This is a genomic window from Streptomyces sp. P13-3-3 (assembly GCF_050571355.1).
GTDB classification, from domain to species: Bacteria; Actinomycetota; Actinomycetes; order Streptomycetales; family Streptomycetaceae; genus Streptomyces; species Streptomyces althioticus.
Genome location: NZ_CP192228.1, coordinates 2,974,518 through 2,999,661, shown reverse-complemented (window position 1 = coordinate 2,999,661; position 25,144 = coordinate 2,974,518). Strand labels below are relative to the sequence as shown.

Genomic DNA, 25,144 nt, shown 5'->3' with positions numbered 1-25,144 from the left:
CTGCTGCAGCATCAGGCGGCCTCCTCGAGCGCGAAGAGGTGGCGCGGGCGGGGCCGGCCGAGGGCGCCGAGCGCGGCGTCCGCCGCGCCGACGCCGCTGCGGACCGCACTCTCCATGGTCGCGGGCCACCCGGTGGCGGTCCACGCTCCGGCCAGGTAGAGGCCGGGTGCCTTGGTGCGGGCGCCGGGCCTGAGGCGTCCGACGCCGGGGGCGGGAACGAAGGTCGCGGTGCGCTCCCGGGTGACGAAGAAGTCGAGGACCTCGGCGCCGCGGGTGCGCGGCAGCAGCCGCTCCAGTTCGGGCAGGTACCTCTCGCGCAGGTCGGCGACGGGCGCGTCGATGTCGTCGTGGGCGACCGACTGGGACAGCGCCAGGTACTGGCCGTGGCGCAGCCCGGAGGCGTCGGTGCGGTCGAAGACCCACTGCACGGGGGTGCCGAGCGCGGCGAAGAAGGGCCGGGTGAGCACCGTGCGGTCGTAGACGACGTGCACGTTGAGGATGGGGGCGGTGTCGATGCCGAGCAGCCGGTCCGGGTCGTCGAGGGCGCCCGCGGGCAGCAGGGCGTGCGCCTCGCGCTGGGGCACGGCGAGGACGACGGCGTCGGCGCGGAGCGTCTCGCCGGGGATGTCGACGCTCCAGCCGCCGTCACCGTCGGCGCGCACGGAGCTGACGCGGGTGCGGGTCTCGGTGCGTACGCCGGCGGCGTCGAGGGCCTCACGGGCGAGCCGGTCGTGCAGGTCGCCGAGCGGCACCCGGGCCCAGCCGATGTCGGCGGCGCCGGGGTCGGAGAGCAGGCCGGTCTTGAACACCATCGCGGCGAGCGCCAGCGAGGAGTCGCCGGCGACGGCGTTGAGGGTGGCGACGCCGACCAGGTCCCACAGTGCTTCGACGGCGCGCGGGGACTGGCCGTGGGCGGCGAGCCAGCTGCCGAAGTCCTGCTCGTCCAGGGCGGGGTCGTCGAGGTCGAGGCCCTTCAGCGCGAGCGCGGCGCGGCCCACCTTCGCCCGGTCGGCGAGCGAGAGGTGGGGGTACGCGGCGAGGCTGCGGCCGAGGTGGAGAGGCACCGGCAGCGGGTCGCGCCGCAGCCGTCCCAGCCGCCGTCCCTCGGGGCGGTCCGCGTCGACCACGGGCACGTCGAGGCGGTCCTGCAGCGGGGCCTGGTCCGCGCCCCCGATACGGTCGAGGAACCAGCGGTAGGCGGTGCAGCAGCGCAGGTAGACGTGCTGGCCGTTGTCGACGGTCAGGTCGCCGCGCTTGAAGGAGAAGGCGAGTCCGCCCAGGCGGGGCCGTCCTTCGAGCAGCGTGACGCGCACTCCGGCGTCGGCGAGGGCTAGGGCGGCGGTGGTGCCGGCCAGTCCGCCGCCGACCACGACGGCGTGGCGTCCCGGCGGTACCGGGCCGTCCGTGTGCGGGGCTCCCTCGGAGCGTGTGCGGTGGCTCATGCGCCCTCCCCCGGCCTGCCGGGCGCGACAGGTGCGCGGCCGGCCGTCTCGGTGAGGGACGCGGGGGCGCGGCGGAGGGTTGCCCGCCGCTTTCCGTCCGGGTAGGGGGTGTCCATCAGGCGCGCCTCCCGACGGTGCGCCGGGACACGTGCCGGGTGTCGAGGCCGGACAGGCCGCGCACCGCCACGTACGCCTTCTCCCGTCCGGGCAGGGAGACCCGGCCGCGCAGCACGGCCTCGGGGTCGCGCTCGATGCGGTCCAGGAGACGGCGATAGATGCCGGCCATGGCGGCGACGCAGGCGCCGCTGCGCCGGTCGAGCATGGGGAGCAGCCGGTAGCCCTCGGCGAAGAGGGCGCGGGCCCTGCGCACCTCGAAGTGCACCAGGCCGGCGAAGTCCGAGCCCTGAGGGGGTGTCGGTCCGGCGAAGCCGTCGGAGCAGCCGAACTTGGCGAGGTCGTCGGCGGGCAGGTAGGTGCGCCCGTTCTCGGCGTCCTCGCGGACGTCGCGCAGGATGTTGGTGAGCTGGAGCGCCAGGCCCAGCGTGTCGGCGTACTCGGAGGCGCGTTCCACGCCGCGCGCGCCGGGCTCGGTGCCGAAGACGCCGAGCGAGAGCCTGCCGATGGCGCCGGCGACGCAGCGGCAGTAGACCTTCAGGTCGTCCCAGGTCTCGTACGTCTCGCCGCGCAGGTCCATCTGGACCCCGTCGATGAGTTCGTCCAGGCCGCCGAGCGGGATCGGGAAGTGCGTGGCGGCGTGGGAGAGGGCGACCGCGACCGGATCGGTGTCGTCCTCCTCGACCGCGCCCTCCCGGATCCGGGTGAGCAGCGTGCGGGTGTCCTCGAGACGGGCGACCTTGACGTCCTGGGGCAGCGGGCCGTCACCGATGTCGTCGACCCGCCGGGAGAACGCGTACAGGGCCGACATGGCGCGCCGCTTGGGCGTCGGCAGCAGCCGGATGCCGTAGGCGAAGTTGCGCGCCTGCTGGCCGGTGACGGTCTCGCAGTAGCTGTAGGCGGCGAGTACCGGTGCGGACGCGGCTGGCTGGGACTCCACGGTCCGGATCACCCCTTTCCTCGCAGAGTCGTGCCCGCCTCGCGCAGCAGCCGCAGCGTGCCGGGCTTGGGCGGGCCGGGAAGTACGTCGTGGCCGGCGTCCGCGATCGCGCGGACGGCCGCCCTTCCTCCCGCCACGAACCCCGCGAGCAGGAGTCTGAGCCGGCCCCGGACGCTGCCCACCAGGGGTGCGCCCTCGTCCAGCAGGTCGAGGGCGCGCTGCGCCTGGAACGCGACGAGTGCGCGCACCGAGGCGCCGGCGGTGGGCGCGGCGAGGTCGGCCTCCTGGACGTGGAAGCGTTTCATGTCCGCGGCGGGCAGGTAGATGCGGTCGCGGCCGAGGTCCTCGGCGACGTCCTGAAGGTGCTCGACGATCTGCAGGGCGGTGCAGATCGCGTCGGAGCGCCGGATGCGCTCCGGTGTGGCGGTCCCGGTGACGGCGAGCACGAGGCGGCCGACCGGGTTGGCCGACAGCTCGCAGTAGGCGAGCAGGTCGTCGTAGGTCTCGTAGCGCGTGACCAGCTGGTCCTGGCGGTTCGCGGCGATCAGCCCGAGGAACGGCTCGGGGGTCAGCGCGCGGCGGCGGACCGTGGGCTCCAGGCGGAGCAGCAGGGGGTGACGGGGGGCCGGACCCGTTGGGTCGAACACGCGGTGAAGATCGGCTTCGAGGGCGTCCAGGAGAGTGAGGCGGTCATCGGCCTCCCCGTCGGGGACGCCGAGGGCGCGGGCGTCGGCCCCGCCGGGGGCGAGGTCGCCGTCGCCGATGTCGTCGACCAGACGGGCGAAGCCGTAGACGGCCATGAGGTCGTCGCGCCAGGCCCTGGGCAGGAAGAAGGGCGCCACCGGGAAGTTCTCGGCGGCGGCCTTGTCGAGGGTGGCCCGTTCGAGGTCGCCGGGGTGCGCCCGGCCGGCGGCCGTCATCGCGGACTGCCCGGGGAGAGGACGGCGCATGCTGAGTCCAGCCGGGGAGTCTCCGAAGCCATTGCCGTCACATCTCCCGTTCTACACTGCTGACCCAATTCACACTATTTCGGACACGCCGCCCAGGCGTCCACCCGACGGCGCCGAGGAATGGTGTCGGGCATTATGGCCCTGATTGCCGCCTTTCGGGGACCGGTACAGCTTACGTTGTACAACGCGCCGTTCCTCGACGGGGGTCTTCCGTGCTCCACGACAACACATCGTCCGGCGTCAAGATTCCGCCGTGCGCCAGGAGTTGACGCATCTTTTGCAGACGCGGGGCCCCGCCGGACCGTTCCGGCGGGGCCCCGGGCGAAGCGGGCTACTTCCCGGTGAACTTCTCGTACTCGCGGAGCACCTCGTCCGTCGGCCCGTCCATGCGCAGCTCGCCGCGCTCCAGCCACAGCACCCGGTCGCAGGTGTCGCGGATCGACTTGTTGTTGTGGCTGACCAGGAACACCGTGCCGGCGTGCTTGCGCAGCTCGCGGATGCGGGCCTCGGAGCGCTTCTGGAACTTCCGGTCACCCGTGGCCAGCGCCTCGTCGATCATCAGGACGTCGTGGTCCTTGGCGGCCGCGATGGAGAAGCGCAGGCGGGCGGCCATGCCGGAGGAGTAGGTCCGCATCGGCAGGGTGATGAAGTCGCCCTTCTCGTTGATCCCGGAGAAGTCGACGATGTCCTGGTAACGCTCCTTGATCTCCTCGCGGGACATGCCCATCGCGAGCCCGCCGAGGATGATGTTCCGCTCGCCGGTGAGGTCGTTCATCAGAGCCGCGTTCACGCCGAGCAGGGACGGCTGGCCGTCGGTGTAGACCTTGCCGCGCTCGGCGGGCAGCAGTCCGGCGACGGCGCGCAGCAGGGTCGACTTGCCGGAGCCGTTGGAACCGATCAGGCCGATGGCCTCGCCGCGGTACGCCACGAAGGACACCCCGCGCACGGCGTGCACCTTGCGCACGCCCCGCTCCTCGCCACCGCGCTTGAGGATCCGGCTGAGCGCCGCGGTGGCGCTGCCCTTGCCCGACCGGGCGCCGTTCACGCGGTAGACGATGTGCAGGTCGTCCGCGATGACGGTGGGCACCCGGGCGCCCGTCTTGTCGTCAGCCACGGCCGTACCTCTCCTCTGCCTTCCAGAAGTAGACGAAGCCGACCACGCCGGCGAGCACCGCCCAGCCCAGCGCGAACGCCCAGATGTGCGGTGGCAGGTAGGACGAGTCGTACTTGTCGATCAGCGCGAACCGCACCAGGTCCATGTAGACCGCGGCCGGGTTCCACTGGAGCACGTCCGCCACCCAGGACGGCACGTTCTTGTCCTCCAGCATGGCCGGGATGGAGAACATCACGCCGGACGCGTACATCCAGGTCCGCAGCACGAACGGCATCAGCTGCGCCAGGTCGGGGGTCTTGCTGCCCATCCGCGCGAAGATCAGCGCGAGGCCGGTGTTGAAGACGAACTGCAGCGCCAGCGCCGGCACCACCAGCAGCCACGACAGGTCCGGATAGCTCCGGAACGCCACCATGACGACGACCAGGACGATCATCGAGAACAGCAGCTGCTGGAGCTGCTGGAGCGCGAACGAGACCGGCAGCGACGCCCGGGGGAAGTGCAGCGCCCTCACCAGGCCGAGGTTGCCCGAGATCGCCCGGACACCGGCCAGCACGGAGCTCTGCGTGAAGGTGAACACGAACACGCCGGTCACCAGGAACGGCACGTACACGTCGCTCGGGATGCCGCGCCGGGCGCCGAGCAGCAGGCCGAAGATGAAGAAGTACACGGCCGCGTTCAGCAGCGGCGTCGCCACCTGCCACAGCTGGCCCAGCTTCGCCTTGCTGTACTGGGCCGTCAGCTTGGCCTGGGAGAAGGCCAGGATGAAGTGCCGCCGCCCCCACAGCTGACGGACGTACTCGCCGAGGGACGGGCGGGCGCCGCTGACGGACAGCCCGTACTTGGCGGCCAGCTCGGCCGCCGTAAGGCCCTCGTCGGGCGACACGGGCGCGCCGACCGCGACCGTGCCGTCGTGCGTAGTCTCACTCACGGGTGGATTGTCTTTCGTCCTCGATGTGCGTGGCCCGCGCGGGCCTGCCAGGAGCCGGGGACCGGGTGGGGCCGGATCCCCGGACTCGAAGCTTGTCAGATCACCGGGGGCCGGCCCAGTCGGGTCAGCCGCCACACCGTACGCCACTTCATGGGGCGGCGGGGTCCGCAGGGCGACGTCCAGCCCTCCTTGAAGCCGCCGAACCACGCCTTGAGGGCGGGGCCCGAGGGGCGGCGCAGGAGGGTGAGGAGCAGCCAGACGCCCAGGTACACCGGGACGAGGGGGACGGGCAGGTTGCGCCGGGCGAGCCAGACGCGGTTGCGCGCCACCATGCGGTGGTAGACCGCGTGCCGCGAGGGGGCGGTCGTCGGGTGGTACAGCACCATGTCGGACCGGTAGTCGATCATCCAGCCGGCGTCGAGGGCGCGCCAGGCCAGGTCGGTCTCCTCGTGGGCGTAGAAGAACTCGTCCGGCAGGCCGCCGACCTCGGCGATGACCTGGGTGCGCACCGCGTTGGCGCCGCCGAGGAAGGTGGTCACGCGGGAGGAGCGCATCGGGTCGGAGGCGCGCAGCCGGGGCACGTGCCGGCGCTGGGTGACGCCGGTGTCCGGGTCGGCGATGCGGAAGCTGATGATGCCGAGCGAGGGGTCCTCGGTGAACGCCTTCCGGCACAGCTCGGCGGTGTCGGTGTGCGCGAGCAGGCCGTCGTCGTCGAGGAAGAGCAGGATGTCGACGTCCCGGCCGCTGGGACCGAACGCCTCGATGCCGACGTTGCGTCCGCCGGGGATGCCGAGGTTCTCGGGCAGCTCGACGGTCCTGACGCCCTCGGGGACGTCGGGCACGGGCGAGCCGTTGCCGACGACCACGACCTGGACCGGGTCGCCGTCCTGCTTGGCGACCGAGTCGAGCAGGGCCCTCAGTTCGTCGGGGCGGTTGCCCATGGTGATGATGACCGCGCCGACCTTCATGCCCGCGCTCACTTCAGCCTGCTCGAGACGAGGACGGACACGAGGTGCAGCAGAGTCTGCAGCAGGGCGATCCCGGCCAGGACGGCGGTGCCGAGGCGGGTGAAGAACAGGTCGCCCCGGGCGGAGTCGAGGATCGCGAGGAGCAGGATCAGCAGCGACGCCTCTATGCCCAGGATCAGCCGGTGGAACTTCAGGGCGGCGGCGGCCTTGCGGGCGAGCGCCATGCCGGAGGAGCGCGGCTCGGAGGCGGACTCCTTCACCGGGGGCATGCCGTTCTGGTGGCGGGCGACACCGACCAGGTCGGTCTCCGCCTTGATGAGTATCGCGCCCAGCGCGGCGACGGTGCCGAGGAAGGCCCACAGCCAGTCGATCCGGCCCTCGCCCCACAGGTCGGCGGCGCGCAGGCCGAGGCCGACCAGCACGGCGGCGTCGGTCAGGTAGGCGCCGACGCGGTCCATGTAGACGCCGGCGAGGGAGTACTGCTTGCGCCAGCGGGCGATCTCGCCGTCGACGCAGTCGAGCAGCAGGTAGAGCTGGACCGCGACCACCCCGAGGACCGCGCCCGTGATGCCGGGCACCAGGAGGGCGGGGGCCGCGAGGACACCGCAGAGGGTCATCAGATACGTGAGCTGGTTGGGGGTGACCCGGGTGTTCACCAGGTAGCGGTCGACCCGCAGGGACACCTCGCGCATGTAGAGGCGTCCCATCCAGTGCTCACCGCTGCGCCGGTCCTTGACCCCCGCGGGGTGCACGACCGGACGGAGTTCAGCTACCGATGGCCTTGACATAGTCGGCGTAGACGTCCTTGATCTGTTCGGTGGTCAGGGCGAGGTGTTCGAGGATGGTGAAGCGGCCGGGGCGGGTCTCGGGGGCGTACTCGACGACGCGGACGAACTCGTCGACGGAGAACCCGATCTCCTCGGGGAGCACCGGCAGCCCGTGCCGGCGCAGCACCTCGGCCATGGCCGCCGACTCCTCGTGCGCGCCGCGCAGGTACATCGCGAAGGCGGCGCCCAGTCCGCACTGCTCGCCGTGGGCGGCGGCGCGCTGCGGGTAGAGCAGGTCGAAGGCGTGGTTGATCTCGTGGCAGGCGCCGGAGGAGGGCCGGGAGTCGCCGGACACGGACATCGAGATGCCGGTGAGGACGAGGGACTCGGCGAGCACCTGGAGGAAGCTGTCGTCGTCGACGCCGCCCGGGTGCCGCAGCACGGCCTCGCCGGCCTGGCGGGCCATGGCGGCGGCGAGTCCGTCGACCTTCTCGCCGTTGACGCGGTGGGACAGTTCCCAGTCGGCGACGGCGGAGATGTTGGAGACGACGTCGCCGATGCCCGAGCGGACGAACCGGACCGGGGCCTCGCGGATGACGTTGAGGTCGATCACGACCGCGATCGGGTTCGGCACGCCGTAGGAGCCGCGGCCTGCGTCGTTGTCGAGGGTGGCGACCGGCGAGCACAGGCCGTCGTGCGCCAGGTTGGTGGCGACCGCGACCAGGGGCAGGCCGACGCGCGCCGAGGCGAACTTGGCGCAGTCGATGATCTTCCCGCCGCCGAGGCCGACGACCGCGTCGTAGCGGCCGCCCTGGATGGCGCCGGCCAGCCGGACCGCGTCGTCGATGGTGCCGCCGCCGACCTCGAACCAGTCGGCGCCGGGCAGCGACGGCGCGACGCGGTCGCGCAGCCGGGCGCCGGAGCCGCCGCTGACGGCGATGGCGAGCCGGCCGGACTGCGAGATGCGCTCGTCGGCGAGGACGCAGGCCAGGTCGTCGAGGGCGCCGGGGCGGATGTCGACGACGACCGGCGAGGGGATGAGCCGGGTCAGTACTGGCACGCGATCTCCCGTCCGCGGGCGAGGTCGTCGTGGTTGTCGATCTCGACCCACGGGACGTCGCCGATCGGCGCCACGTCGATCCGGAAGCCCCGGTTGACCAGCTCCTGGTAGCCGTCCTCGTAGTACAGCTGCGGGTCCCGCTCGAAGGTCGCCTTCAGCGCGTCGGCCAGCGCCTCGGCGGCACCGCCCTCGATCAAGGTCACGCCGATGTACTCGCCCGTCGCCTCGGCCGGGTCCATCAGCTTCGTGATGCGCCGCATGCCCTTCTCGGGGTCGACGACGACCTTCATCTCCTCGTCGGCGAGCTGCTTCACCGTGTCCAGCGCCAGGATGATCTGCTTGCCGTCACCCCGCGCGTCCAGCAGCGTCCGCTCCACCGACACCGGGTGCACCGTGTCGCCGTTCGCGAGGATCACACCGTCCTTCAGGGCGTCCCGCGCGCACCACAGCGAGTAGGCGTTGTTCCACTCCTCCGCCTTGTCGTTGTCGATGAGCGTCAGCTTCAGCCCGTACTTCGCCTCCAGCGCCGCCTGCCGCTCGTACACGGCCTCCTTGCGGTACCCGACCACGACACCGACCTCGGACAGCCCGATCTCCGCGAAATTGGCGAGCGTCAGGTCCAGGACCGTGGGCTCCCCTTCTATGCCCGCGGGCCCCACCGGCACCAACGCCTTGGGCAGCGTGTCGGTGTAGGGGCGCAGACGCCGGCCGGCGCCGGCCGCCAGCACGAGGCCGATCATGCGGGTTCTCCTTCGTCGTGTACGGCGGGCGCGCCACCCCGGTGGGCGGCGACCCAGAAGCGGATGCTCTCGGCGAGCACCACGAGAGCCACGGCCACGGCGAGGGCCGTGAGCGCGACGGTGAATCCGGACGCGGTGAGCACGGCCGCCAGGACGGCGACCGCCAGCGTGCGACCTTCGTGCCCCCCGATCGCCCGCACCAGCAGGCGCGGGGGCGCGCCCGCGTCGCCGCGGATGCGGTAGACCGTGTCGTAGTGATGGTAGGCGACCGCGGACACCAGTCCGTAGGCCGCGGGAAGGGCTCCGTTCACCTCCGCGTCGGCCGCCAGGACCAGGACGGTTCCGTACTCGGCGGCGCGGAACAGCGGGGGGACGAGCCAGTCGAGACGGCCGGTGAGGGGGCGGGCGACGGCGGCGGCGGAGCAGATCACGTAGGCGACGGCGGCCAGGACGGTCTGCCACCCGGCGCCCCACACGAGGGCGGAGCCCGTCACCAGCACCGCGCCGAGCGCGGCGACGGCCGCACCGCCGCGGGCCCAGGGGCGGCGGAGCAGTTCGGAGAGCGGTCCGCCGTCGGCGAGGTGGGCCAGGGCCCGGGCGGCCTGGTCCTCCGCCCGGCCGCCGCGCAGGGAACGCAGGACGCGTCCGGCGGTGGTGTACGCGGCGGCGAAGGCGCAGCCGGCGAGCAGCACCCAGAAGGTGACGCGGGGGGTGGTGGCCGCGGTGAGGACGGCGATCAGCGCCCAGCGCTCGCCGATCGGCAGGACGATCATGCGGCGCACCCAGACCGTCCACCCGACGCGGTCCAGGCGGCCCGACAGGGTGGCGGCAGGGCCCTCCGCGACGCCGGTCCTGGCCTCGGCGAAGGAGAAGTCGACGACGTGCCGGCAGGACTGGAGGATCATGGCGCCGAGCGCGAGGGCCCAGACGTCGTCACCGGTGCGGGCCGCGCCGAGGGCGAGGCCCGCGTAGAAGACGTACTCCTTGGCCCGGTCGAACGTGGCGTCGAGCCAGGCGCCGAGCGTGGAGTACTGCAGCGAGTAGCGGGCGAGCTGGCCGTCGGCGCAGTCGAGTACGAACGAGCCGAGGAGCAGCACGGCTGCGGCGACGAACCCCGCCCTGGTGCCGGTGGCGGCACAGCCGGCCGCGATCAGCGCGGTGAGCAGGGAAGCGGTCGTGACCTGGTTGGGGGTAAGCCCGCGGCGTGCGCACCAGCGCGCGAGGTGGCGCGAGTAGGGGCTGACGCAGAACGTGGTGAAGAAGCCGTCGCGGGCCTTGACGGCGGACCTGAGGCGTACGGCCTCCTCGTCCACGGCGGCGACGGCCTGCCGGGCCTCGTTGCGGGCCTGCGGGTCGGCGGGCACGGCGGCGACGAGGCTGCCGAGCTCGGGGCGGTGCACGTCGGTGTCGAGGGCGGCGGTGACCCGGTCCGGGAGGCCCTCGACGAGGGTGCCGTTGCCCGTGCCCTGCCCGGTCGCGGAGTTCTCGCGGGCCATCGCGCGGGTCAGGGCCTGACGGCCGGTCCGCTGGGCGGTGACGGCTCCGGGGACGGCGGAGAGCGGGAAGCGGGGGTCGGTCAGACCGAGCCGCAGGGCGTGCACGTGTCCGACGAACCGGGTGTCGACCAGGGCGACGCGTTCCTCCCCGGGGACCTCGGCGAGCAGCGTCTCGGCCTCCGCGGCGCCGGCGGCGGTCCGCACGTCGAAGCCGAGGGAGCGCAGGTCGCCCTCGAGTGACGAGCCGGGGACCGGGGGGCCGGTGACGATGGCGGTCGGCAACCGAAAACTCACTCCCTGGGGGGCGACGCGTCCACGCCGGTGATGTACACGGTGATGCGCCCGTACGGAGGCCCTGCGGGCGGCATGTCGGCAGAGGCTATCGGATACACGGAAGCCCGCGTTCACCGCCTGTTCGGCGGCCGGACCGACGCGGTTGGCCCGCTCCTGCCGCGCTCATCATCGGGGATACCGGCCCCGGCTCACAAACCGCGCCGGTGGCTCGCCTTAGGGTGGACCACCATGACGTGGCTGATCACCGGCGGAGCCGGATACATCGGGGCCCATGTGGTGCGGGCCATGACGGACGCCGGGGAGCGGGTCGTCGTGCTGGACGACCTCTCCGCCGGGGTCCCGGCGCGGCTGCCCGAGGGCGTCCCTCTGGTCCGGGGCTCGGCGCTGGACGGCGAGCTGCTGACCAAGGTCCTCGCCGAGCACGGCGCGACCGGGGTGCTGCACCTCGCCGCGCGCAAGCAGCCCGGGGAGTCGGTGGCCCAGCCGACCCGTTACTACCGGGAGAACCTGGGCGGTCTGGCGACCCTGCTGGACGCCGTCGCGGAGGCGGGTGTGAAGCGCTTCGTCTTCTCCTCGTCCGCGGCCGTCTACGGCGACCCGCACGTGGACCTCATCACGGAGGACACGCCCTGCGCCCCCGTGAACCCCTACGGCGAGACCAAGCTCGCCGGGGAGTGGCTGGTGCGGGCCGCGGGCCGGGCGCACGGCATCGACACGGTGTGCCTGCGCTACTTCAACGTCGCGGGCGCGGCGGCCCCCGAGCTGGCCGACACCGGCGTCTTCAACATCGTGCCGATGGTCTTCGACCGGCTCACCCGCGACGAGGCCCCGCGCATCTTCGGCGACGACTACCCCACCCCGGACGGCACCTGCATCCGGGACTACATCCACGTGGCCGACCTCGCGGAGGCGCACCTCGCGGCGGTGCGCGCGCTGGCCGAAGGGGGTGTCGAGGGCGATCTGACGCTGAACGTCGGACGCGGCGAGGGCGTCTCCGTCCGGGAGCTGATCACGGTCATCGGGGAGGTCACCGGCGACACCCGCACCCCGGTGGTCGAGGCGCGGCGCCCCGGCGACCCGCCCCGCGCGGTGGCCTCGGCCGCCCTCGCGAGCGAGCGACTGGGGTGGACGGCGCGCCGTTCGGTGCGCGAGATGGTCGAGTCGGCCTGGCAGGGCTGGCAGCTCCTCCAGGGTGCCCCGCGCGCCTGACCTGCGGATCGTTTGCGCAGGTCAGAGCACATGACAACGGTGTTCAGTGCCGCGTTGCCCGACCCCCCTGGCCCGTAGTTCACTGTGCTGCGGAAGGGCGGCGGCAGGGGCGCGACGGAAGGGCGGCGGCGGGCATGGGGGCAGGGCACGATCACGGGCACGCGCACGGGGCGCCGTCGGGCGGCACGGTCAGCGCGGCGTACCGGGGGAGGCTGCGGATCGCGCTGGCGATCACGGTCTTCGTCATGGTCGTGCAGATCGTCGGCGGCCTGCTGGCCGACTCGCTCGCCCTGGTCGCGGACGCCGCCCACATGGCGACCGACGCCCTGGGGCTGGGCATGGCGCTGCTCGCCATCCACTTCGCGGGCCGCCCGCCGAGCGAGCGGCGCACCTTCGGGCTGGCCCGCGCGGAGATCCTCGCGGCGCTCGCGAACTGCCTGCTGCTCCTGGGCGTCGGCGGCTACGTGCTGTACGAGGCGGTGCAGCGGTTCATCACGCCGGCGGACACCGCGGGCGGTCTCGCGATGGTGTTCGGCGCCGTCGGTCTGGCCGCCAACCTGGTGTCGCTGTCGCTGCTGATGCGGGGGCAGAAGGAGAGCCTGAACGTGCGCGGCGCCTTCCTGGAGGTGGCGGCGGACGCGCTCGGCTCGGTCACGGTGATCGTGGCCGCGCTGGTGATCGTCACCACCGGCTGGACGGCCGCCGACCCGATCGCCTCCCTGGTCATCGCGCTGATGATCGTGCCGCGCACGCTGAAGCTGCTGCGCGAGACGCTCGACGTGCTGCTGGAGGCGGCGCCCAAGGGCGTGGACATGGCCGAGGTGCGGGCGCACATCCTGAACACGCCGGGGGTGGAGGACGTGCACGACCTGCACGCCTGGACGATCACCTCGGGGATGCCGGTGCTCTCCGCGCACGTGGTGGTCAGCGCGGACACGCTGAACGCGATCGGGCACGAGAAGATGCTGCACGAGCTGCAGGACTGTCTGGGCGACCACTTCGACGTGCAGCACTGCACCTTCCAGCTGGAGCCCAGCGGGCACGCGGAGCACGAGGCGCGGCTGTGCCACTGAGGCGCCCGGGTCCCCCCGGTCCGTCGGTGTCACGCGGCACCTAGGTGTCGCGCGCGGGGCCGCGCACGCCCCCCGAGTGCGCCGACGCGCTGAGGAACGCAGCCTTCCGCCCCGGGGACGGCGTCCCGTACTTCCGAGGGGCGTCGGCAGGTGCCGTACACGGGCATTTCCGACGCCCGTCACGGGCACGATCAGCGCGGGCCCGGTGCCGTCCGGCTGCCGCCACGACCGCCCGTCGCGCCGGGGGCGGGACATGCGGGAGAGGACCGGAGTGCCGGGAGTGCCGGATTCGTGCGGCAGACTGGGGCGCGAACACCGAGTGAAGGATGGGTATGCCGATCACACCTGCCACCGCGACGAACAGCCCGTCGAGCGGCACCGCCGAGCCGATTTTGCTGGAACTGGTCGACGAGGACGGCGTGACGGTCGGCACCGCGGAGAAGCTCTCCGCCCATCGGCCGCCGGGGAAGCTGCACCGGGCCTTCTCCGTATTCCTGTTCGACGAGCGCGGCCGGCTGCTGCTCCAGCAGCGGGCGCTCGGCAAGTACCACTCCCCCGGCGTGTGGTCGAACACCTGCTGCGGCCACCCGTACCCGGGCGAGGCGCCGTTCGCGGCGGCGGCCCGGCGGACGTACGAGGAGCTGGGGGTGTCGCCGTCGCTGATGGCGGAGGCGGGCACGGTCCGCTACAACCACCCGGACCCGGCCTCGGGCCTGGTGGAGCAGGAGTACAACCACCTCTTCGTCGGCATGGTGCAGTCCCCGGTGCGGCCCGACGGGGACGAGGTCGCCGCCACGGCGTTCGTGACGCCGGAGGAGCTGGCGGAGCGGCACGCGAAGGACACCTTCTCGGCGTGGTTCATGACCGTGCTGGACGCGGCGCGGCCGGCCGTGCGGGAGCTGACGGGCCCGTCGGCCGGGTGGTGACGGCGGCGCCGTACGGCGCGTCCCGTCCCTCGAGGGGCGGGGCGCGGTACGGCGCGGTCAGTAGGTCCGCACGGGCTTGAGGGGCAGGGCCGCCCAGATCACCTTGCCGCCGGTGGAGGTGTGCTCCACCTCGCAGGCTCCGCCGGCCTCGCGCGTGATCTCGCGCACCAGCAGCAGTCCCCGGCCGCCGGTGCGGCCGTAGTCGTTCTCCAGGGCGGTGGGGCGGTAGGGGTGGTTGTCCTCCACGGACACCCGGATCCACTCGGCGCCCACCGCGACCTCGACGGCGAGCATCGGGGAGAGCAGCGCCGCGTGTTTGACCGCGTTGGTGACCAGTTCGGAGACGATGAGCAGCAGTCCCTGCACCACCTCGTCCGCGACCGGCACCCCCTGCCGCAGCAGCAGGTCCCGCACGGCGTGCCGGGCCTGTGGCACCGAGGCGTCCACGGCAGGGGCGGTGAACCGCCAGACACCTTCGTACGGCAGCGGGTCGCCACCTTCACGCTCGATTGTCACCACACGTCGAGTGTTGGGACCGATCGGCTCCGCCCTTCCACACTGAACACAAGTCAGCGGATATCGAGCGCTTCCGACCGTTCCCGTCCGACTCGGTCGGGTGTGGGACCGTTCAGGTCCGGTCTGTGCCGTTCCGGGGCACTCTCGCTTTTCGGGCGTCTTCTACTTCCCGGCCACCATGCCCACGATGCGCCGGCCGCCGTAACCGGTGGCGATCAGTCCGAGGCCGTCGAACAGCAGGGACAGCGAGAAGAACGTGCCGATGACGTACTGGCTGCTGCTCGGCCAGGTGGCCAGGACCAGGATGCCGAGGAGCAGGCCGAAGGCGCCCTGCACCAGCGTCCAGCCGAACTGCGGGCCGCGCACCACCAGGCTGCCGACCAGCCGGAACACCCCGCCGGTCAGGAACAGCAACGCCGCGAACATGGTCAGCGCCTCGGCCGCGGCCTCAGGAATCTTGATGATCACCACCCCGGCCGCGATGTTCAGGGCGGCGACGACCACACCCAGCCAGAAGAAGTTCGTCTGCCGCGCCTGCACCGCGTGCAGCAGCCCGACGATCCCGCCGACCAGCAGCAGCCAGCCGAAGAGCAGCATCGTGGTGAGCGTGGCGGCGGCCGTGTAGATCAGGCCGATCAGCCCGGCGACGACGAGGATCACCCCGAGCACGGCGAGGACGCCGAAGCCGCGGTTCAGCTTCGCCGTGTCGCCCCGCGGGCCCGCGGCTCCGGTGGACCTGGTCATCGCTGCCTCCCGGGTCTCGTCCCCCCTTCCGGACGCTCCCGCTCCCCCGTGTCCCCCGCCCTCGACGGTCGTAACGCCGGGTCCCGGCCCGCCGTCCGGGGCCGTGACCGGGGCGGATAGCATCCGGCGCATGGAGGAGCCGCAACTGCTGCACAGCGTGACCGACTCGGTCGCCACGGTCGTCGTCCGTCACCCCGCGAAGCGCAACGCGATGACGGCCGCGATGTGGGCGTCCCTGCCCCCGCTGCTCGGGGCGCTGGCGGACGATCCGGCCGTGCGGGCGCTGGTGCTCACCGGCGACGGCGACACCTTCTGCGCCGGGGCGGACATCTCCACGCTCCGGGGCTCGCCGCTCGAGGCGCAGCGGCTCGCCGTCGCCGCCGAGGAGGCCCTCGCGGCCTTCCCCAAGCCGACCCTGGCCGCCGTGCGCGGGCACTGCGTGGGCGGCGGGGCGCAGCTCGCGGCCGCCTGCGACCTGCGGTTCGCGGAGGAGGGCGCGCTCTTCGGGGTGACCCCGGCGAAGCTCGGCATCGTCTACCCGTCCTCCGCGACCCGGCGGCTGGTGTCGCTGGTGGGCCCGGCGACCGCCAAGTACCTCCTCTTCTCGGGCGAGCTGATCGGCACGGAACGGGCGCTGCGCACGGGGCTGGTGGACGAGGTGCTGCCGGCGGGCGCGCTGGACGCGCGGGTCGCGGAGTTCACCCGGGTCCTGGCGTCCCGGTCCCTGCTGACGCAGGCGGCGGCGAAGGAGTTCGCCGACGGCCGCACGGACCGCGACGACCACTGGCACGAGACCGCTGCCGCGAGCGAGGACACCGAGGAGGGCGTGACGGCGTTCCTGGAGCGCAGGAAGCCGCGGTTCACCTGGAACCTGCCCGCCTCGGAGGACGCGTCCGCCGCCCCGCGTGCATGTTGAAGCGTGGACGAGGTACCCGCAGGGTGTCCGGCCGTACGGGTCGGACGACGAAAGGGGTAGCCACGTGTTCCGTGCCATCGCAGACGTCCTGCGCCAGATCGGCGGCGCCGTCGCCACCGTCGTGACCCTGCCGTTCCGGGCGCTCGCCCGGCTGTTCGGAGGCGCGTCCTCCACCGCGCGCGGGCGTCGCGCCTGAGTCCGCCCGGGGGGCGTCCGGGCGCGTCGCCGCCCTGATCCCCGATTGTCGTCGTCACCTGCCACAATTGCCGCGCAACCTCAGTGGAGAAGGCGGTACGGGAACGTGACGACACCCCTCGCAGGGTCCATCGAAGGCAGGATCGCCGAAGAACTCGGCGTACGGGAGCGGCAGGTCAGAGCCGCCGTGGAACTGCTCGACGGCGGTTCGACGGTGCCCTTCATCGCCCGCTACCGCAAGGAAGCGACCGAGACGCTCGACGACGCGCAGCTGCGCACGATCGAGGAGCGGCTGCGCTATCTGCGGGAGCTGGAGGAGCGCCGCACCGCGATCCTCGACTCGGTGCGTGAGCAGGGCAAGCTCACCGAGGAGCTCGAGGCCCGCATCCGGGGCGCGGAGACCAAGGCGCGCCTGGAGGACATCTACCTGCCGTTCAAGCCGAAGCGGCGCACCAAGGCGCAGATCGCCCGCGAGGCGGGTCTGGAGCCGCTGGCGGAGGGGCTGCTCGCCGATCCCGGTGTCGAGCCCCTCGCCGCGGCCGCCGCGTTCGTGGACGCCGACAAGGGCGTCGCCGATCCGCAGGCCGCGCTGGACGGCGCGCGCGCCGTCCTCACCGAGCGCTTCTCCGAGGACGCCGACCTGATCGGCGAGCTGCGCGAGCGCATGTGGGCGCGCGGGCGGCTGGCGGCGAAGGTGCGCGAGGGCAAGGAGGAGGCGGGCGCCAAGTTCGCCGACTACTTCGACTTCTCCGAGCCGTTCACCGAGCTGCCCTCGCACCGGGTGCTGGCGATGCTCCGCGGCGAGAAGGAGGAGGTCCTCGACCTCGTCCTGGAGCCGGAGGAGCCCACCGACGGCCCGTCGTCGTACGAGGGCATCGTCGCCCACCGGTTCGGGATCGCCGACAAGGGCCGCCCGGGCGACAAGTGGCTGCTGGACACGGTCCGCTGGGCCTGGCGCACGCGCATCCTGGTGCACCTGGGCATCGACCTCCGTCTGCGGCTGCGCACCGCCGCCGAGGACGAGGCGGTGCGGGTCTTCGCCGCCAACCTGCGCGACCTGCTGCTCGCCGCTCCGGCCGGGACGCGCGCGACGCTCGGCCTCGACCCCGGTTTCCGCACGGGCGTGAAGGTCGCCGTGGTCGACGCGACCGGCAAGGTCGTCGCCACGGACGTCATCCACCCGCACGTCCCGGCGAACCGCTGGGACGAGGCGATCGCCAAGCTGGCCCGGCTGGCGAAGGAACACGCGGTCGAGCTGATCGCCATCGGCAACGGCACGGCGTCCCGCGAGACCGACAAGCTCGCCGGCGAACTGATCGCCAAGCACCCCGAGCTGAAGCTGACGAAGGTGATGGTGTCCGAGGCGGGCGCCTCCGTGTACTCGGCGTCGGCGTTCGCCTCGCAGGAGCTGCCGGACATGGACGTGTCGCTGCGCGGCGCGGTGTCCATCGCCCGCCGCCTCCAGGACCCGCTGGCGGAGCTGGTGAAGATCGACCCGAAGTCGATCGGCGTCGGCCAGTACCAGCACGACCTGTCCGAGGTGAAGCTGTCGCGTTCGCTGGACGCGGTCGTCGAGGACTGTGTGAACGGCGTCGGCGTGGACGTCAACACCGCGTCCGCCCCGCTGCTCGCCCGGGTGTCCGGCATCTCCTCCGGACTCGCGGAGAACATCGTGGCGCACCGCGACTCCAACGGGCCGTTCAAGAGCCGCTCCGAGCTGAAGAAGGTGGCCCGGCTGGGCCCCAAGGCGTACGAGCAGTGCGCGGGCTTCCTGCGCATCCGCGGCGACGACCCGCTGGACGCGTCCAGCGTGCACCCCGAGGCGTACCCGGTGGTCCGCCGGATGGTGAAGACCACCGGGCAGGAGGTCGCGTCGCTGATCGGCAACACGGCGGTGCTGCGCTCGCTGCGCCCGCAGGACTTCGTGGACGACACCTTCGGGCTGCCGACCGTCTCCGACATCCTCAAGGAGCTGGAGAAGCCGGGCCGTGACCCGCGTCCGGCGTTCAGGACGGCCGCCTTCAAGGAGGGCGTGGAGAAGATCTCCGACCTGACCTCCGGGATGATCCTGGAGGGCGTGGTGACGAACGTGGCCGCGTTCGGCGCGTTCGTCGACGTCGGCGTCCACCAGGACGGCCTGGTCCACGTGTCCGCGATGTCGAAGACGTTCGTCAAGGACCCGCGGGACGTGGTGAAGCCGGGCGACATCGTCAAGGTGAAGGTGTTGGACGTCGACATCCCGCGCAAGCGGATCTCGCTGACGCTGCGTCTGGACGACGAGGCGGCCCCGCAGAGCGGACAGGAGGGTGGCGAGCGCCGGCAGCGCGGCGGGCGGCCCCCGCAGCAGCGCCAGGGCGGCCGGCAGCGCCAGGAAGGCCGCGGTGGCGGCGGTGGCAGCCGTACGCGCCAGGCGCCCGCCCCGGCCAACAGCGCGATGGCGGACGCCCTGCGCCGCGCGGGTCTGGTGGACCCGAAGAGCGGCCGCCGCTGAGCCCGTGCGCCGGGCCCGTGTCCCCCGCCCCTGGGAGGACACGGGCCCGGTGCGTTCCTCGCGGCCGGCCACTGCCGCTCGTAGGGTGTCCGCATGCCTGCATCACGGGTCATCACGTGGGAGGTCACGGCGAGCGGCGGGTACGAGACCGCCTGGGCCGAGTTCGGCGGGGACGGACTGCGGGCCCGCGGGCGGGCCGTCGGGACGCTCCCGGAGCCCTACTGGATCACCTACGAACTCCTGGCCGGGGACGCGTACGTCACCCGCCGGCTGACGGTGACGGCCGAGGACGCGTCCGGCAGCCGCTCGCTGGACCTGCGGCACGACGGCCGCGGCGGCTGGACCGCCGACGGGGAGCGGGTGGACGCCCTGGACGGCGCCCTCGACTGCGACCTGGGTCTGTGCCCGCTGACGAACACCATGCCGGTGCTGCGGCACGGTCTGCACCGCACCCCGGGCGAGCGGGAGTTCCTGATGGCGTGGGTGTCCGTGCCCGGCCTGGACGTCGAGCCGTCACGGCAGACGTACACGCATCTGGGGCCCCGGCGCGTCCGCTACGCCTCCGGGGACTTCCGCAGCGATCTGACCTTCGACGAGGACGGCTGTGTCGTCGACTACCCGCGGCTGGCACGGCGGGTGGCGCCCCGCTGAGTCCCGTCCGCCGCGGGGCACGGAAGCCCCCGACGGGGTCTAGTGCTCGCTCACCCGGCCGTCCGTGACGTGCAGACGACGGGTCACATGGACCGCGTCCAGCATGCGGCGGTCGTGGGTGACCAGCAGCAGCGTGCCCTCGTAGGCGTCGAGGGCGGACTCCAGCTGCTCGATGGCCGGCAGGTCGAGGTGGTTGGTCGGCTCGTCCAGGACGAGGAGGTTGACCCCCCGGCCCTGGAGCAGGGCGAGGGCGGCGCGGGTGCGCTCGCCCGGTGACAGGGTCGCCGCGGGACGCAGCACGTGCTCCGCCTTCAGACCGAACTTGGCGAGCAGCGTGCGGATGTCCGCCGGCTCCAGCTCGGGCACCGAGGGACGGAAGGCGTCCAGCAGGGTCTCCGGGCCGTGGAACAGCGCGCGGGCCTGGTCGACCTCCCCCAGCAGCACGCCCGAGCCCAGGGCGGCGTGGCCGGCGTCGAGCGGGACGCGGCCCAGCAGGGCGCCGAGCAGGGTGGACTTGCCGGCGCCGTTCGCGCCGGTCACCGCGACCCTGTCGGCCCAGTCGACCTGGAGGGTCACCGGGCCGAGGGTGAAGCCGTCCCGGCGTACGACGGCGTCCCGCAGGCTCGCGACCACGGCGCCGGAGCGCGGGGCCGCCGCGATCTCCATGCGCAGCTCCCACTCCTTGCGCGGCTCCTCGACGACCTCCAGGCGCTCGATCATCCGCTGGGTCTGGCGCGCCTTGGCGGCCTGCTTCTCGCTGGCCTCGCTGCGGAACTTGCGGCCGATCTTGTCGTTGTCGCTGCCCGCCTTGCGGCGCGCGTTCTTCACGCCCTTGTCCATCCAGCGCGCTGCGTCTGCGCCCGGTCCTGGAGGGCGGCGCGCTTGTCGGCGTACTCCTCGTACTGGTCGCGGGCGTGCCGGCGGGCCACCTCGCGCTCCTCGAGGTAGGCGTCGTAGCCGCCGCCGTAGAGGTTGATCTGCCGCTGCGCCAGGTCGAGTTCGAGGACCTTGGTGACCGTGCGGGAGAGGAACTCGCGGTCGTGGCTGACGACGACCGTGCCGGCGCGCAGGCCGCTCACGAACCGTTCCAGGCGCTCCAGCCCGTCGAGGTCGAGGTCGTTGGTCGGCTCGTCGAGCAGAAAGACGTCGTAGCGGGACAGCAGCAGCGAGGCGAGTCCGGCGCGGGCCGCCTGGCCGCCGGAGAGGGCGGTCATCGGCTGGTCGAGGCCGACGTCCAGGCCGAGCGTGGCGGCGACCTCCTCGGCGCGCTCGTCGAGGTCGGCGCCGCCCAGCGCGAGCCAGCGTTCGAGGGCGGTGGCGTAGGCGTCGTCCGCGCCGGGGGCGCCGTCGACGAGGCCCTGGGTCGCCTCGTCCATGGCGTGCTGGGCCTCGGCGACGCCGGTGCGGCGGGCCAGGAAGGCGCGCACGCTCTCGCCGGGCCTGCGCTCCGGCTCCTGCGGGAGGTGGCCGACGGTGGCGGTGGGCGGGGAGAGGCGCAGCTCGCCCTCCTCGGGCGCGGCGAGCCCGGCGAGCAGGCGGAGCAGCGTGGACTTGCCTGCGCCGTTGGCCCCGACCAGGCCGATCACGTCACCGGGTGCGACGACGAGGTCGAGCCCGGCGAACAGGGAGCGGTCGCCGTGTCCGGCGGCGAGGTTCTTGGCGACGAGGGTGGCAGTCATCAGACCGCGATCCTAGAGCCTCCGCCGTACGGCGGAGACTCAGGGGCGGACGGCGGTGACCAGTACCGTTCCGGCGGTACGGGCCACCAGGTACGCCTCGCCCCGCACCGCCGGCGGGTCCAGCGGGACGCGGTGCCGGCCGGGTCCGAGGAGCGCGTCGAAGAGGTCCCGGCTGCGGGCGCGGGAGAGGCGGTCGACACGGTGCGCGGTGAGACGGACGCGGCAGGCGGAGACCACCTCGAACTCGGCGGCGCCGTCCGCCACGGTGAGGTCCGTGAGCCGCCGGCGGTCGTCCCGGCCGGCCTCCAGGGCCTGTTCGGCCTGCGCGACCAGCAGCGGGACGACGGGCGCGAGCGCGTCGACGCAGGGCACGTCCGCCCCGGCGCCGGCCAGCGCCCGGCGCACGGCGTCGCGTTCGCGCGCGGGGACCGCGCGGCCGAACAGCACCGCGCCGTAGGAGCGCAGTTCGTCGGCGGGGACGCCGTCGGCGCTCTGGGTGACGTCGGCGCCGATGCCGACGGCACGCAGGGCGGCGGCCGGGCGGGCGAGCTGGGCCACGCGGGGGCCGACGAGCAGGACGCGGCGGCTGCCGGGGAGGTCGCCGTCCAGGAGGGCGTTCAGGGCCGCGCGGTACTCGTCGCCACGGAACCGGAAGGGGCCCATCCCGTGGTAGCCGTCGCGTTCCAGGTCGGCCCGGTCGCCGGTCTGCCAGGCGAAGTCCCGCCAGACGACGTCGTCGCCGTCCCGTTCGATGACGGCGGTCACGGCGCCGCAGGAGAGGTCCTCGCACTCGGGGCAGCCGTAGAGGACGTGCCGGCCGTCGGGCAGGGGCGCGCCGGTCTCCAGCAGCAGGCCGCGGACCTGGGCGGTGAAGAGGGACGGCGGCACGTCGGAGGCGAGCGGGGAGACGGCGTCCAGGTCGGACAGCCGGTACAGCAGCGGGCGTCCGTCGACGACGAAGTCGACGAAGTCGCGGTGCACTTGGAGGTCACCGCCGGCGAGAAGCCCTCCGGGGCGGGTCGCCGGCGCCAGGCCGAAGGTCGCGTACTCGGCAGACATGCCGTGAGTATTCCCACCCCGGGCCGGACCCGAGCACGCGCGCGGACATCCGCTACCGTCCGCCGGATGGGAAGCGAAACGGACGACGGTGTCGTGGTGGTCGGCGGCGGGGTGACCGGGCTGACCACGGCGGTGGTCCTCGCCGAGCGGGGCGCACGGGTGCGGCTGTGGACGCGGGACCCGGTCGGGGCGACCACCTCGGCGGTAGCGGGCGCCCTGTGGTGGCCGTACCGCATCGATCCGCCCGAGGCCGCGCAGGCGTGGGCGCTGGAATCACTCGGTGTGTACGAGGAGATGGCGCTGCGGCCGGAGGCCACGGGCGTACGGATGGTCAAGGGAGTACTGGGCGAGACGCCGATGGACGAGGTCGGCGGGTGGGCCGCCGCGCGGCTGCCGGGGCTGCGTCCGGTGACGGAGGCCGAGTACCCGGGCGGGTGGGGGCTGTGGGCGCGGCTGCCGCTGATCGACATGCCGGCCCATCTGCCGTATCTGCGGGACCGGTTGACGGCGGCGGGCGGCACGGTGGAGACGCGTGCCGTGGCGGATCTGGCGGAGGCCGACGCGCCGGTGGTGGTGAACTGCACGGGGCTGGCGGCGCGGGAGCTGGTGCCCGACCCGTCGGTGCGGCCGGTGCGGGGGCAGCTGGTGGTCGTGGAGAACCCGGGGATCCGCACCTGGATGGTCACCGAGGGCGCGGACGGGTCGATGGCGTACTTCTTCCCGCAGCCGGGGCGGTTGCTGCTGGGCGGGACGGCCGAGGAGGACGTGTGGTCCGACCGGCCGGACCCGGCGGCGGCCGAGGCGATCGCGCGGCGGTGCGCGGCGCTGCGCCCGGAGATCGCCGGCGCCCGCGTGCTGGAGCACCGGGTGGGGCTGCGGCCCGCGCGGCACGCGGTCCGTCTGGAGCGCACCCGGCTGCCCGACGGGCGGGTGCTGGTGCACAACTACGGCCACGGCGGCGCGGGCGTCACCGTGGCCTGGGGGTGTGCGCGGGAGGCGGCGGGGCTGGCCGCGGAGTGAGGCGCGGGGCGGGCGTCGGGCGCCCGCCCCGCGTCACGGCACGCGCCGAGGGATTCAGTGCTTGCCGATGGGGTCGCCTTCGACGTCCGGTCCGCGGCCGGGTCCGACACGCAGCTCGAACTCACCGTCGTACTTCTTGTGGCCCTCGATGACCGCGAGTTCGACGGCCTCGCTGCCCATCTTGTCGCGGACGACGAGCGGGTCGTGGCGCAGGTCCCGCATGAGTGCCACGCACATGAAGATCATGACGACGACGAACGGCGCCGCGGCGAGGATGGTGAGGTTCTGCAGGCCGGTCAGGGCGTCGCCCTGGCCGCTGCCGACCAGCAGCATGATGGCCGCGACCGCACCGGTCACCACGCCCCAGAACACCACGGCCCAGCGGCTGGGTTCGAGGGAGCCCCTCTGCGAGAGGGTGCCCATCACGACGGAGGCCGCGTCGGCGCCCGAGACGAAGAAGATGCCCACGAGGACCATCACCAGCAGGCTGGTGGCGGTGGCGATGGGGTACTCCTGGAGCACGGCGAACAGCCGGCCCTCGGGGGTGGTCTCGTCGCCGAGCCGGTTCTGCTCCTGGAGGCGCATGGCCGAGCCGCCGAAGATGGCGAACCAGACCAGGCTGACCGCGCTGGGCACGAGGATGACACCGCCGATGAACTGACGGATGGTCCGGCCGCGGCTGATGCGGGCGATGAACATGCCGACGAACGGCGTCCAGGAGATCCACCACGCCCAGTAGAAGACGGTCCAGCTGCCCAGCCAGGCGGGGACGTCCTCACCGCCGCTGATCTCGGTGCGGCCGGCCATCTCCGGCAGGTCGCCGAGGTAGGTGAAGACGGACGTCGGCAGCAGGTCCAGGACGAGGACGGTGGGGCCGGCGACGAACACGAACACGGCGAGGAGCAGCGCCAGCACCATGTTGATGTTGGACAGCCACTGGATGCCCTTCTCCACGCCGGACACCGCGGACGCCACGAACGCCACGGTCAGCACGGCGATGATGGAGACCAGCAGGCCGGTGCCGACCTTCTCCAGCCAGTTGAGCTTCTCCACGCCGGAGCCGATCTGCAGCGCGCCGAGGCCGAGGGAGGCCGCCGAGCCGAAGACGGTCGCGATGATGGCGAGCACGTCGATGATCCGGCCGCCGGCGCCGTTGGCGTTCTTCTCGCCGATGAGCGGGGTGAACACGGCGCTGACGGTCTGCCGGCGGCGGCGCCGGAAGGTGCTGTAGGCGATGGCGAGGCCGACCACGGCGTAGATGGCCCACGGGTGGAGCGTCCAGTGGAACAGCGTGGTGGCCATGGCCGTCGCCATCCGGTCGCCCGCGTCCTCGGGGCTGGTGCCGGGCGGCGGGGTGTCGAAGTGCGCGAGCGGTTCGCTCACGCCCCAGAACATCAGGCCGATGCCCATGCCGGCGCTGAACATCATGGCGATCCAGGACACGGTCCGGAACTCCGGCTCCTCGCCCTCGGCACCGAGGGTGATGCGGCCGTAGCGGCTGGCGGCCAGCCACAGGGCGAAGACGACGAAGCCGGAGGCGGCCAGGACGAAGCCCCAGCCGCCGTTGTGCATGAGCCCGCTGAGCAGGTCGGCGGAGACGTCCTCCAGCGAGTCCGTCCAGACGGCTCCCCACAGGACGAAGGCCAGGGTGAGCACGGCGGTGACGCCGAACACCACCCAGTCGGTGCGCGGCCTGTTCCGGCCGGGCAGGCCCGCTTCGGAGCCGGGCAGCGGACCTGCCGTGTTGTCCTTGTCGCTTTGGTGGTCCTGCGTCACAGGCGGAACCTTTCGTCCGAGCCTTCGGGCGGAGAGCCCTCCTCCCGATAGGCCCTTACCACCGATGGCGCAAAAT

The 25,144-nt window shown here is 73.1% G+C and carries 23 protein-coding genes and 1 pseudogene; 8 read left to right on the top strand and 16 right to left on the bottom strand.

Annotation, left to right across the window (positions count from 1 at the left end):
• Window positions 1–11: 11 nt before the first annotated feature.
• The 11 genes from hpnE to ACQZOG_RS13595 form a co-directional block, all read right to left on the bottom strand.
• A complete protein-coding gene (hpnE, locus tag ACQZOG_RS13645) occupies window positions 12–1,442 on the bottom strand; it encodes a hydroxysqualene dehydroxylase HpnE (RefSeq protein ID WP_033278152.1) in 1,431 nt (476 codons plus the stop codon).
• Window positions 1,439–1,558: a DUF6380 family protein gene (locus ACQZOG_RS13640; RefSeq protein WP_351036934.1), complete on the bottom strand. Its 120-nt coding sequence runs from the start codon at window positions 1,556–1,558 to the stop codon at window positions 1,439–1,441. The genes hpnE and ACQZOG_RS13640 overlap by 4 nt, the downstream gene beginning before the upstream one ends.
• Window positions 1,558–2,508 carry a presqualene diphosphate synthase HpnD gene (hpnD, locus tag ACQZOG_RS13635; RefSeq protein ID WP_033278151.1) on the bottom strand — a complete coding sequence of 317 codons (951 nt, stop codon included), beginning with the start codon at window positions 2,506–2,508 and terminating at the stop codon, window positions 1,558–1,560. The genes ACQZOG_RS13640 and hpnD overlap by 1 nt, the downstream gene beginning before the upstream one ends.
• Window positions 2,505–3,416, bottom strand: a complete 912-nt coding sequence (gene hpnC / locus ACQZOG_RS13630) for a squalene synthase HpnC (protein WP_193469073.1) — start codon at window positions 3,414–3,416, stop codon at window positions 2,505–2,507. The genes hpnD and hpnC overlap by 4 nt, the downstream gene beginning before the upstream one ends.
• A 361-nt stretch (window positions 3,417–3,777) precedes the next feature.
• Window positions 3,778–4,560, bottom strand: coding sequence for an ABC transporter ATP-binding protein (locus tag ACQZOG_RS13625; RefSeq protein WP_058917430.1), 783 nt, complete (start codon window positions 4,558–4,560; stop codon window positions 3,778–3,780).
• A complete protein-coding gene (locus tag ACQZOG_RS13620; protein WP_193456688.1) occupies window positions 4,553–5,488 on the bottom strand; it encodes an ABC transporter permease in 936 nt (311 codons plus the stop codon). Before ACQZOG_RS13620 ends, ACQZOG_RS13625 begins: the two co-directional genes overlap by 8 nt.
• Before the next feature lie 95 nt (window positions 5,489–5,583).
• A complete protein-coding gene (locus tag ACQZOG_RS13615; protein ID WP_203551577.1) occupies window positions 5,584–6,456 on the bottom strand; it encodes a glycosyltransferase family 2 protein in 873 nt (290 codons plus the stop codon).
• 8 nt (window positions 6,457–6,464) lie between these two features.
• The gene (locus ACQZOG_RS13610; protein ID WP_193468999.1) at window positions 6,465–7,208 is read right to left on the bottom strand and encodes a CDP-alcohol phosphatidyltransferase family protein; all 744 of its coding nucleotides are present in this window, start codon (window positions 7,206–7,208) and stop codon (window positions 6,465–6,467) included.
• 13 nt (window positions 7,209–7,221) lie between these two features.
• Complete coding sequence (locus ACQZOG_RS13605) at window positions 7,222–8,283, bottom strand: iron-containing alcohol dehydrogenase family protein (RefSeq protein WP_033278148.1); 1,062 nt, start codon at window positions 8,281–8,283, stop codon at window positions 7,222–7,224.
• The gene (locus tag ACQZOG_RS13600; RefSeq protein WP_037642872.1) at window positions 8,271–9,023 is read right to left on the bottom strand and encodes a sugar phosphate nucleotidyltransferase; all 753 of its coding nucleotides are present in this window, start codon (window positions 9,021–9,023) and stop codon (window positions 8,271–8,273) included. Before ACQZOG_RS13600 ends, ACQZOG_RS13605 begins: the two co-directional genes overlap by 13 nt.
• The gene (locus ACQZOG_RS13595; RefSeq protein WP_037642869.1) at window positions 9,020–10,801 is read right to left on the bottom strand and encodes a DUF5941 domain-containing protein; all 1,782 of its coding nucleotides are present in this window, start codon (window positions 10,799–10,801) and stop codon (window positions 9,020–9,022) included. The genes ACQZOG_RS13600 and ACQZOG_RS13595 overlap by 4 nt, the downstream gene beginning before the upstream one ends.
• Window positions 10,802–11,041: 240 nt before the next feature.
• Here ACQZOG_RS13595 and galE point away from each other — a divergent pair, with 240 nt between their 5' ends.
• The 3 genes from galE to idi all read left to right on the top strand — a co-directional run bounded on the left by galE (window position 11,042) and on the right by idi (window position 14,021).
• Window positions 11,042–12,022, top strand: a complete 981-nt coding sequence (gene galE, locus ACQZOG_RS13590; RefSeq protein ID WP_058917427.1) for a UDP-glucose 4-epimerase GalE — start codon at window positions 11,042–11,044, stop codon at window positions 12,020–12,022.
• Window positions 12,023–12,156: 134 nt separating this feature from the next.
• Window positions 12,157–13,095, top strand: a complete 939-nt coding sequence (locus ACQZOG_RS13585) for a cation diffusion facilitator family transporter (RefSeq protein WP_033277630.1) — start codon at window positions 12,157–12,159, stop codon at window positions 13,093–13,095.
• Between the two features lie 332 nt (window positions 13,096–13,427).
• Window positions 13,428–14,021 carry an isopentenyl-diphosphate Delta-isomerase gene (idi, locus tag ACQZOG_RS13580; protein ID WP_033277629.1) on the top strand — a complete coding sequence of 198 codons (594 nt, stop codon included), beginning with the start codon at window positions 13,428–13,430 and terminating at the stop codon, window positions 14,019–14,021.
• Window positions 14,022–14,078: 57 nt separating this feature from the next.
• Here the strand turns inward: idi and ACQZOG_RS13575 are convergent, their stop codons facing one another.
• Both ACQZOG_RS13575 and ACQZOG_RS13570 read right to left on the bottom strand, forming a co-directional pair.
• Window positions 14,079–14,540 (bottom strand): ATP-binding protein, encoded by a 462-nt coding sequence (locus ACQZOG_RS13575; protein ID WP_033277628.1) that lies wholly within the window; start codon window positions 14,538–14,540, stop codon window positions 14,079–14,081.
• Window positions 14,541–14,699: 159 nt separating this feature from the next.
• Window positions 14,700–15,281 (bottom strand): HdeD family acid-resistance protein, encoded by a 582-nt coding sequence (locus ACQZOG_RS13570; protein WP_033277627.1) that lies wholly within the window; start codon window positions 15,279–15,281, stop codon window positions 14,700–14,702.
• 130 nt (window positions 15,282–15,411) lie between these two features.
• Here ACQZOG_RS13570 and ACQZOG_RS13565 point away from each other — a divergent pair, with 130 nt between their 5' ends.
• The 4 genes from ACQZOG_RS13565 (at window position 15,412) to ACQZOG_RS13550 (ending at window position 19,534) form a co-directional block, all read left to right on the top strand.
• Entirely contained in the window at window positions 15,412–16,197 is a 786-nt protein-coding gene (locus ACQZOG_RS13565) for an enoyl-CoA hydratase/isomerase family protein (protein ID WP_365166123.1), read from the top strand.
• Between the two features lie 64 nt (window positions 16,198–16,261).
• Window positions 16,262–16,393, top strand: a complete 132-nt coding sequence (locus ACQZOG_RS13560) for an LPFR motif small protein (RefSeq protein ID WP_251100090.1) — start codon at window positions 16,262–16,264, stop codon at window positions 16,391–16,393.
• Between the two features lie 105 nt (window positions 16,394–16,498).
• A complete protein-coding gene (locus ACQZOG_RS13555; RefSeq protein WP_033277625.1) occupies window positions 16,499–18,883 on the top strand; it encodes a Tex family protein in 2,385 nt (794 codons plus the stop codon).
• A gap of 93 nt (window positions 18,884–18,976) precedes the next feature.
• Window positions 18,977–19,534: a putative glycolipid-binding domain-containing protein gene (locus ACQZOG_RS13550; protein WP_033277624.1), complete on the top strand. Its 558-nt coding sequence runs from the start codon at window positions 18,977–18,979 to the stop codon at window positions 19,532–19,534.
• Between the two features lie 39 nt (window positions 19,535–19,573).
• On the opposite strand, the pseudogene ACQZOG_RS13545 reads toward ACQZOG_RS13550, so the two are convergent.
• Together ACQZOG_RS13545 and ACQZOG_RS13540 are read right to left on the bottom strand one after the other, a co-directional pair.
• Window positions 19,574–21,213 (bottom strand): annotated as a pseudogene (locus ACQZOG_RS13545) (ABC-F family ATP-binding cassette domain-containing protein).
• Between the two features lie 39 nt (window positions 21,214–21,252).
• Window positions 21,253–22,272: an oxidoreductase gene (locus tag ACQZOG_RS13540; RefSeq protein WP_430741522.1), complete on the bottom strand. Its 1,020-nt coding sequence runs from the start codon at window positions 22,270–22,272 to the stop codon at window positions 21,253–21,255.
• A gap of 66 nt (window positions 22,273–22,338) precedes the next feature.
• Between ACQZOG_RS13540 and ACQZOG_RS13535 the strand changes: the two genes are divergently transcribed.
• Window positions 22,339–23,292 carry an FAD-dependent oxidoreductase gene (locus ACQZOG_RS13535; protein ID WP_430741521.1) on the top strand — a complete coding sequence of 318 codons (954 nt, stop codon included), beginning with the start codon at window positions 22,339–22,341 and terminating at the stop codon, window positions 23,290–23,292.
• A 54-nt stretch (window positions 23,293–23,346) separates the two neighbouring features.
• On the opposite strand, the gene ACQZOG_RS13530 is transcribed toward ACQZOG_RS13535, so the two are convergent.
• Entirely contained in the window at window positions 23,347–25,068 is a 1,722-nt protein-coding gene (locus tag ACQZOG_RS13530; protein ID WP_037642858.1) for a BCCT family transporter, read from the bottom strand.
• Between the last annotated feature and the right edge of the window lie 76 nt (window positions 25,069–25,144).

Excerpts from the sequence above, each read along its gene's own strand:
- galE (WP_058917427.1), top strand. The coding sequence starts at position 11,042 with ATGACGTGGCTGATCACCGGCGGAGCCGGATACATCGGGGCCCATGTG.
- ACQZOG_RS13585 (WP_033277630.1), top strand. The coding sequence starts at position 12,157 with ATGGGGGCAGGGCACGATCACGGGCACGCGCACGGGGCGCCGTCGGGC.
- ACQZOG_RS13540 (WP_430741522.1), bottom strand. The coding sequence starts at position 22,272 with ATGTCTGCCGAGTACGCGACCTTCGGCCTGGCGCCGGCGACCCGCCCC.
- hpnE (WP_033278152.1), bottom strand. The coding sequence starts at position 1,442 with ATGAGCCACCGCACACGCTCCGAGGGAGCCCCGCACACGGACGGCCCG.
- ACQZOG_RS13600 (WP_037642872.1), bottom strand. The coding sequence starts at position 9,023 with ATGATCGGCCTCGTGCTGGCGGCCGGCGCCGGCCGGCGTCTGCGCCCC.
- ACQZOG_RS13535 (WP_430741521.1), top strand. The coding sequence starts at position 22,339 with ATGGGAAGCGAAACGGACGACGGTGTCGTGGTGGTCGGCGGCGGGGTG.
- idi (WP_033277629.1), top strand. The coding sequence starts at position 13,428 with ATGCCGATCACACCTGCCACCGCGACGAACAGCCCGTCGAGCGGCACC.
- ACQZOG_RS13570 (WP_033277627.1), bottom strand. The coding sequence starts at position 15,281 with ATGACCAGGTCCACCGGAGCCGCGGGCCCGCGGGGCGACACGGCGAAG.
- ACQZOG_RS13550 (WP_033277624.1), top strand. The coding sequence starts at position 18,977 with ATGCCTGCATCACGGGTCATCACGTGGGAGGTCACGGCGAGCGGCGGG.
- ACQZOG_RS13640 (WP_351036934.1), bottom strand. The coding sequence starts at position 1,558 with ATGGACACCCCCTACCCGGACGGAAAGCGGCGGGCAACCCTCCGCCGC.
- ACQZOG_RS13615 (WP_203551577.1), bottom strand. The coding sequence starts at position 6,456 with ATGAAGGTCGGCGCGGTCATCATCACCATGGGCAACCGCCCCGACGAA.
- ACQZOG_RS13565 (WP_365166123.1), top strand. The coding sequence starts at position 15,412 with ATGGAGGAGCCGCAACTGCTGCACAGCGTGACCGACTCGGTCGCCACG.
- hpnC (WP_193469073.1), bottom strand. The coding sequence starts at position 3,416 with ATGACGGCCGCCGGCCGGGCGCACCCCGGCGACCTCGAACGGGCCACC.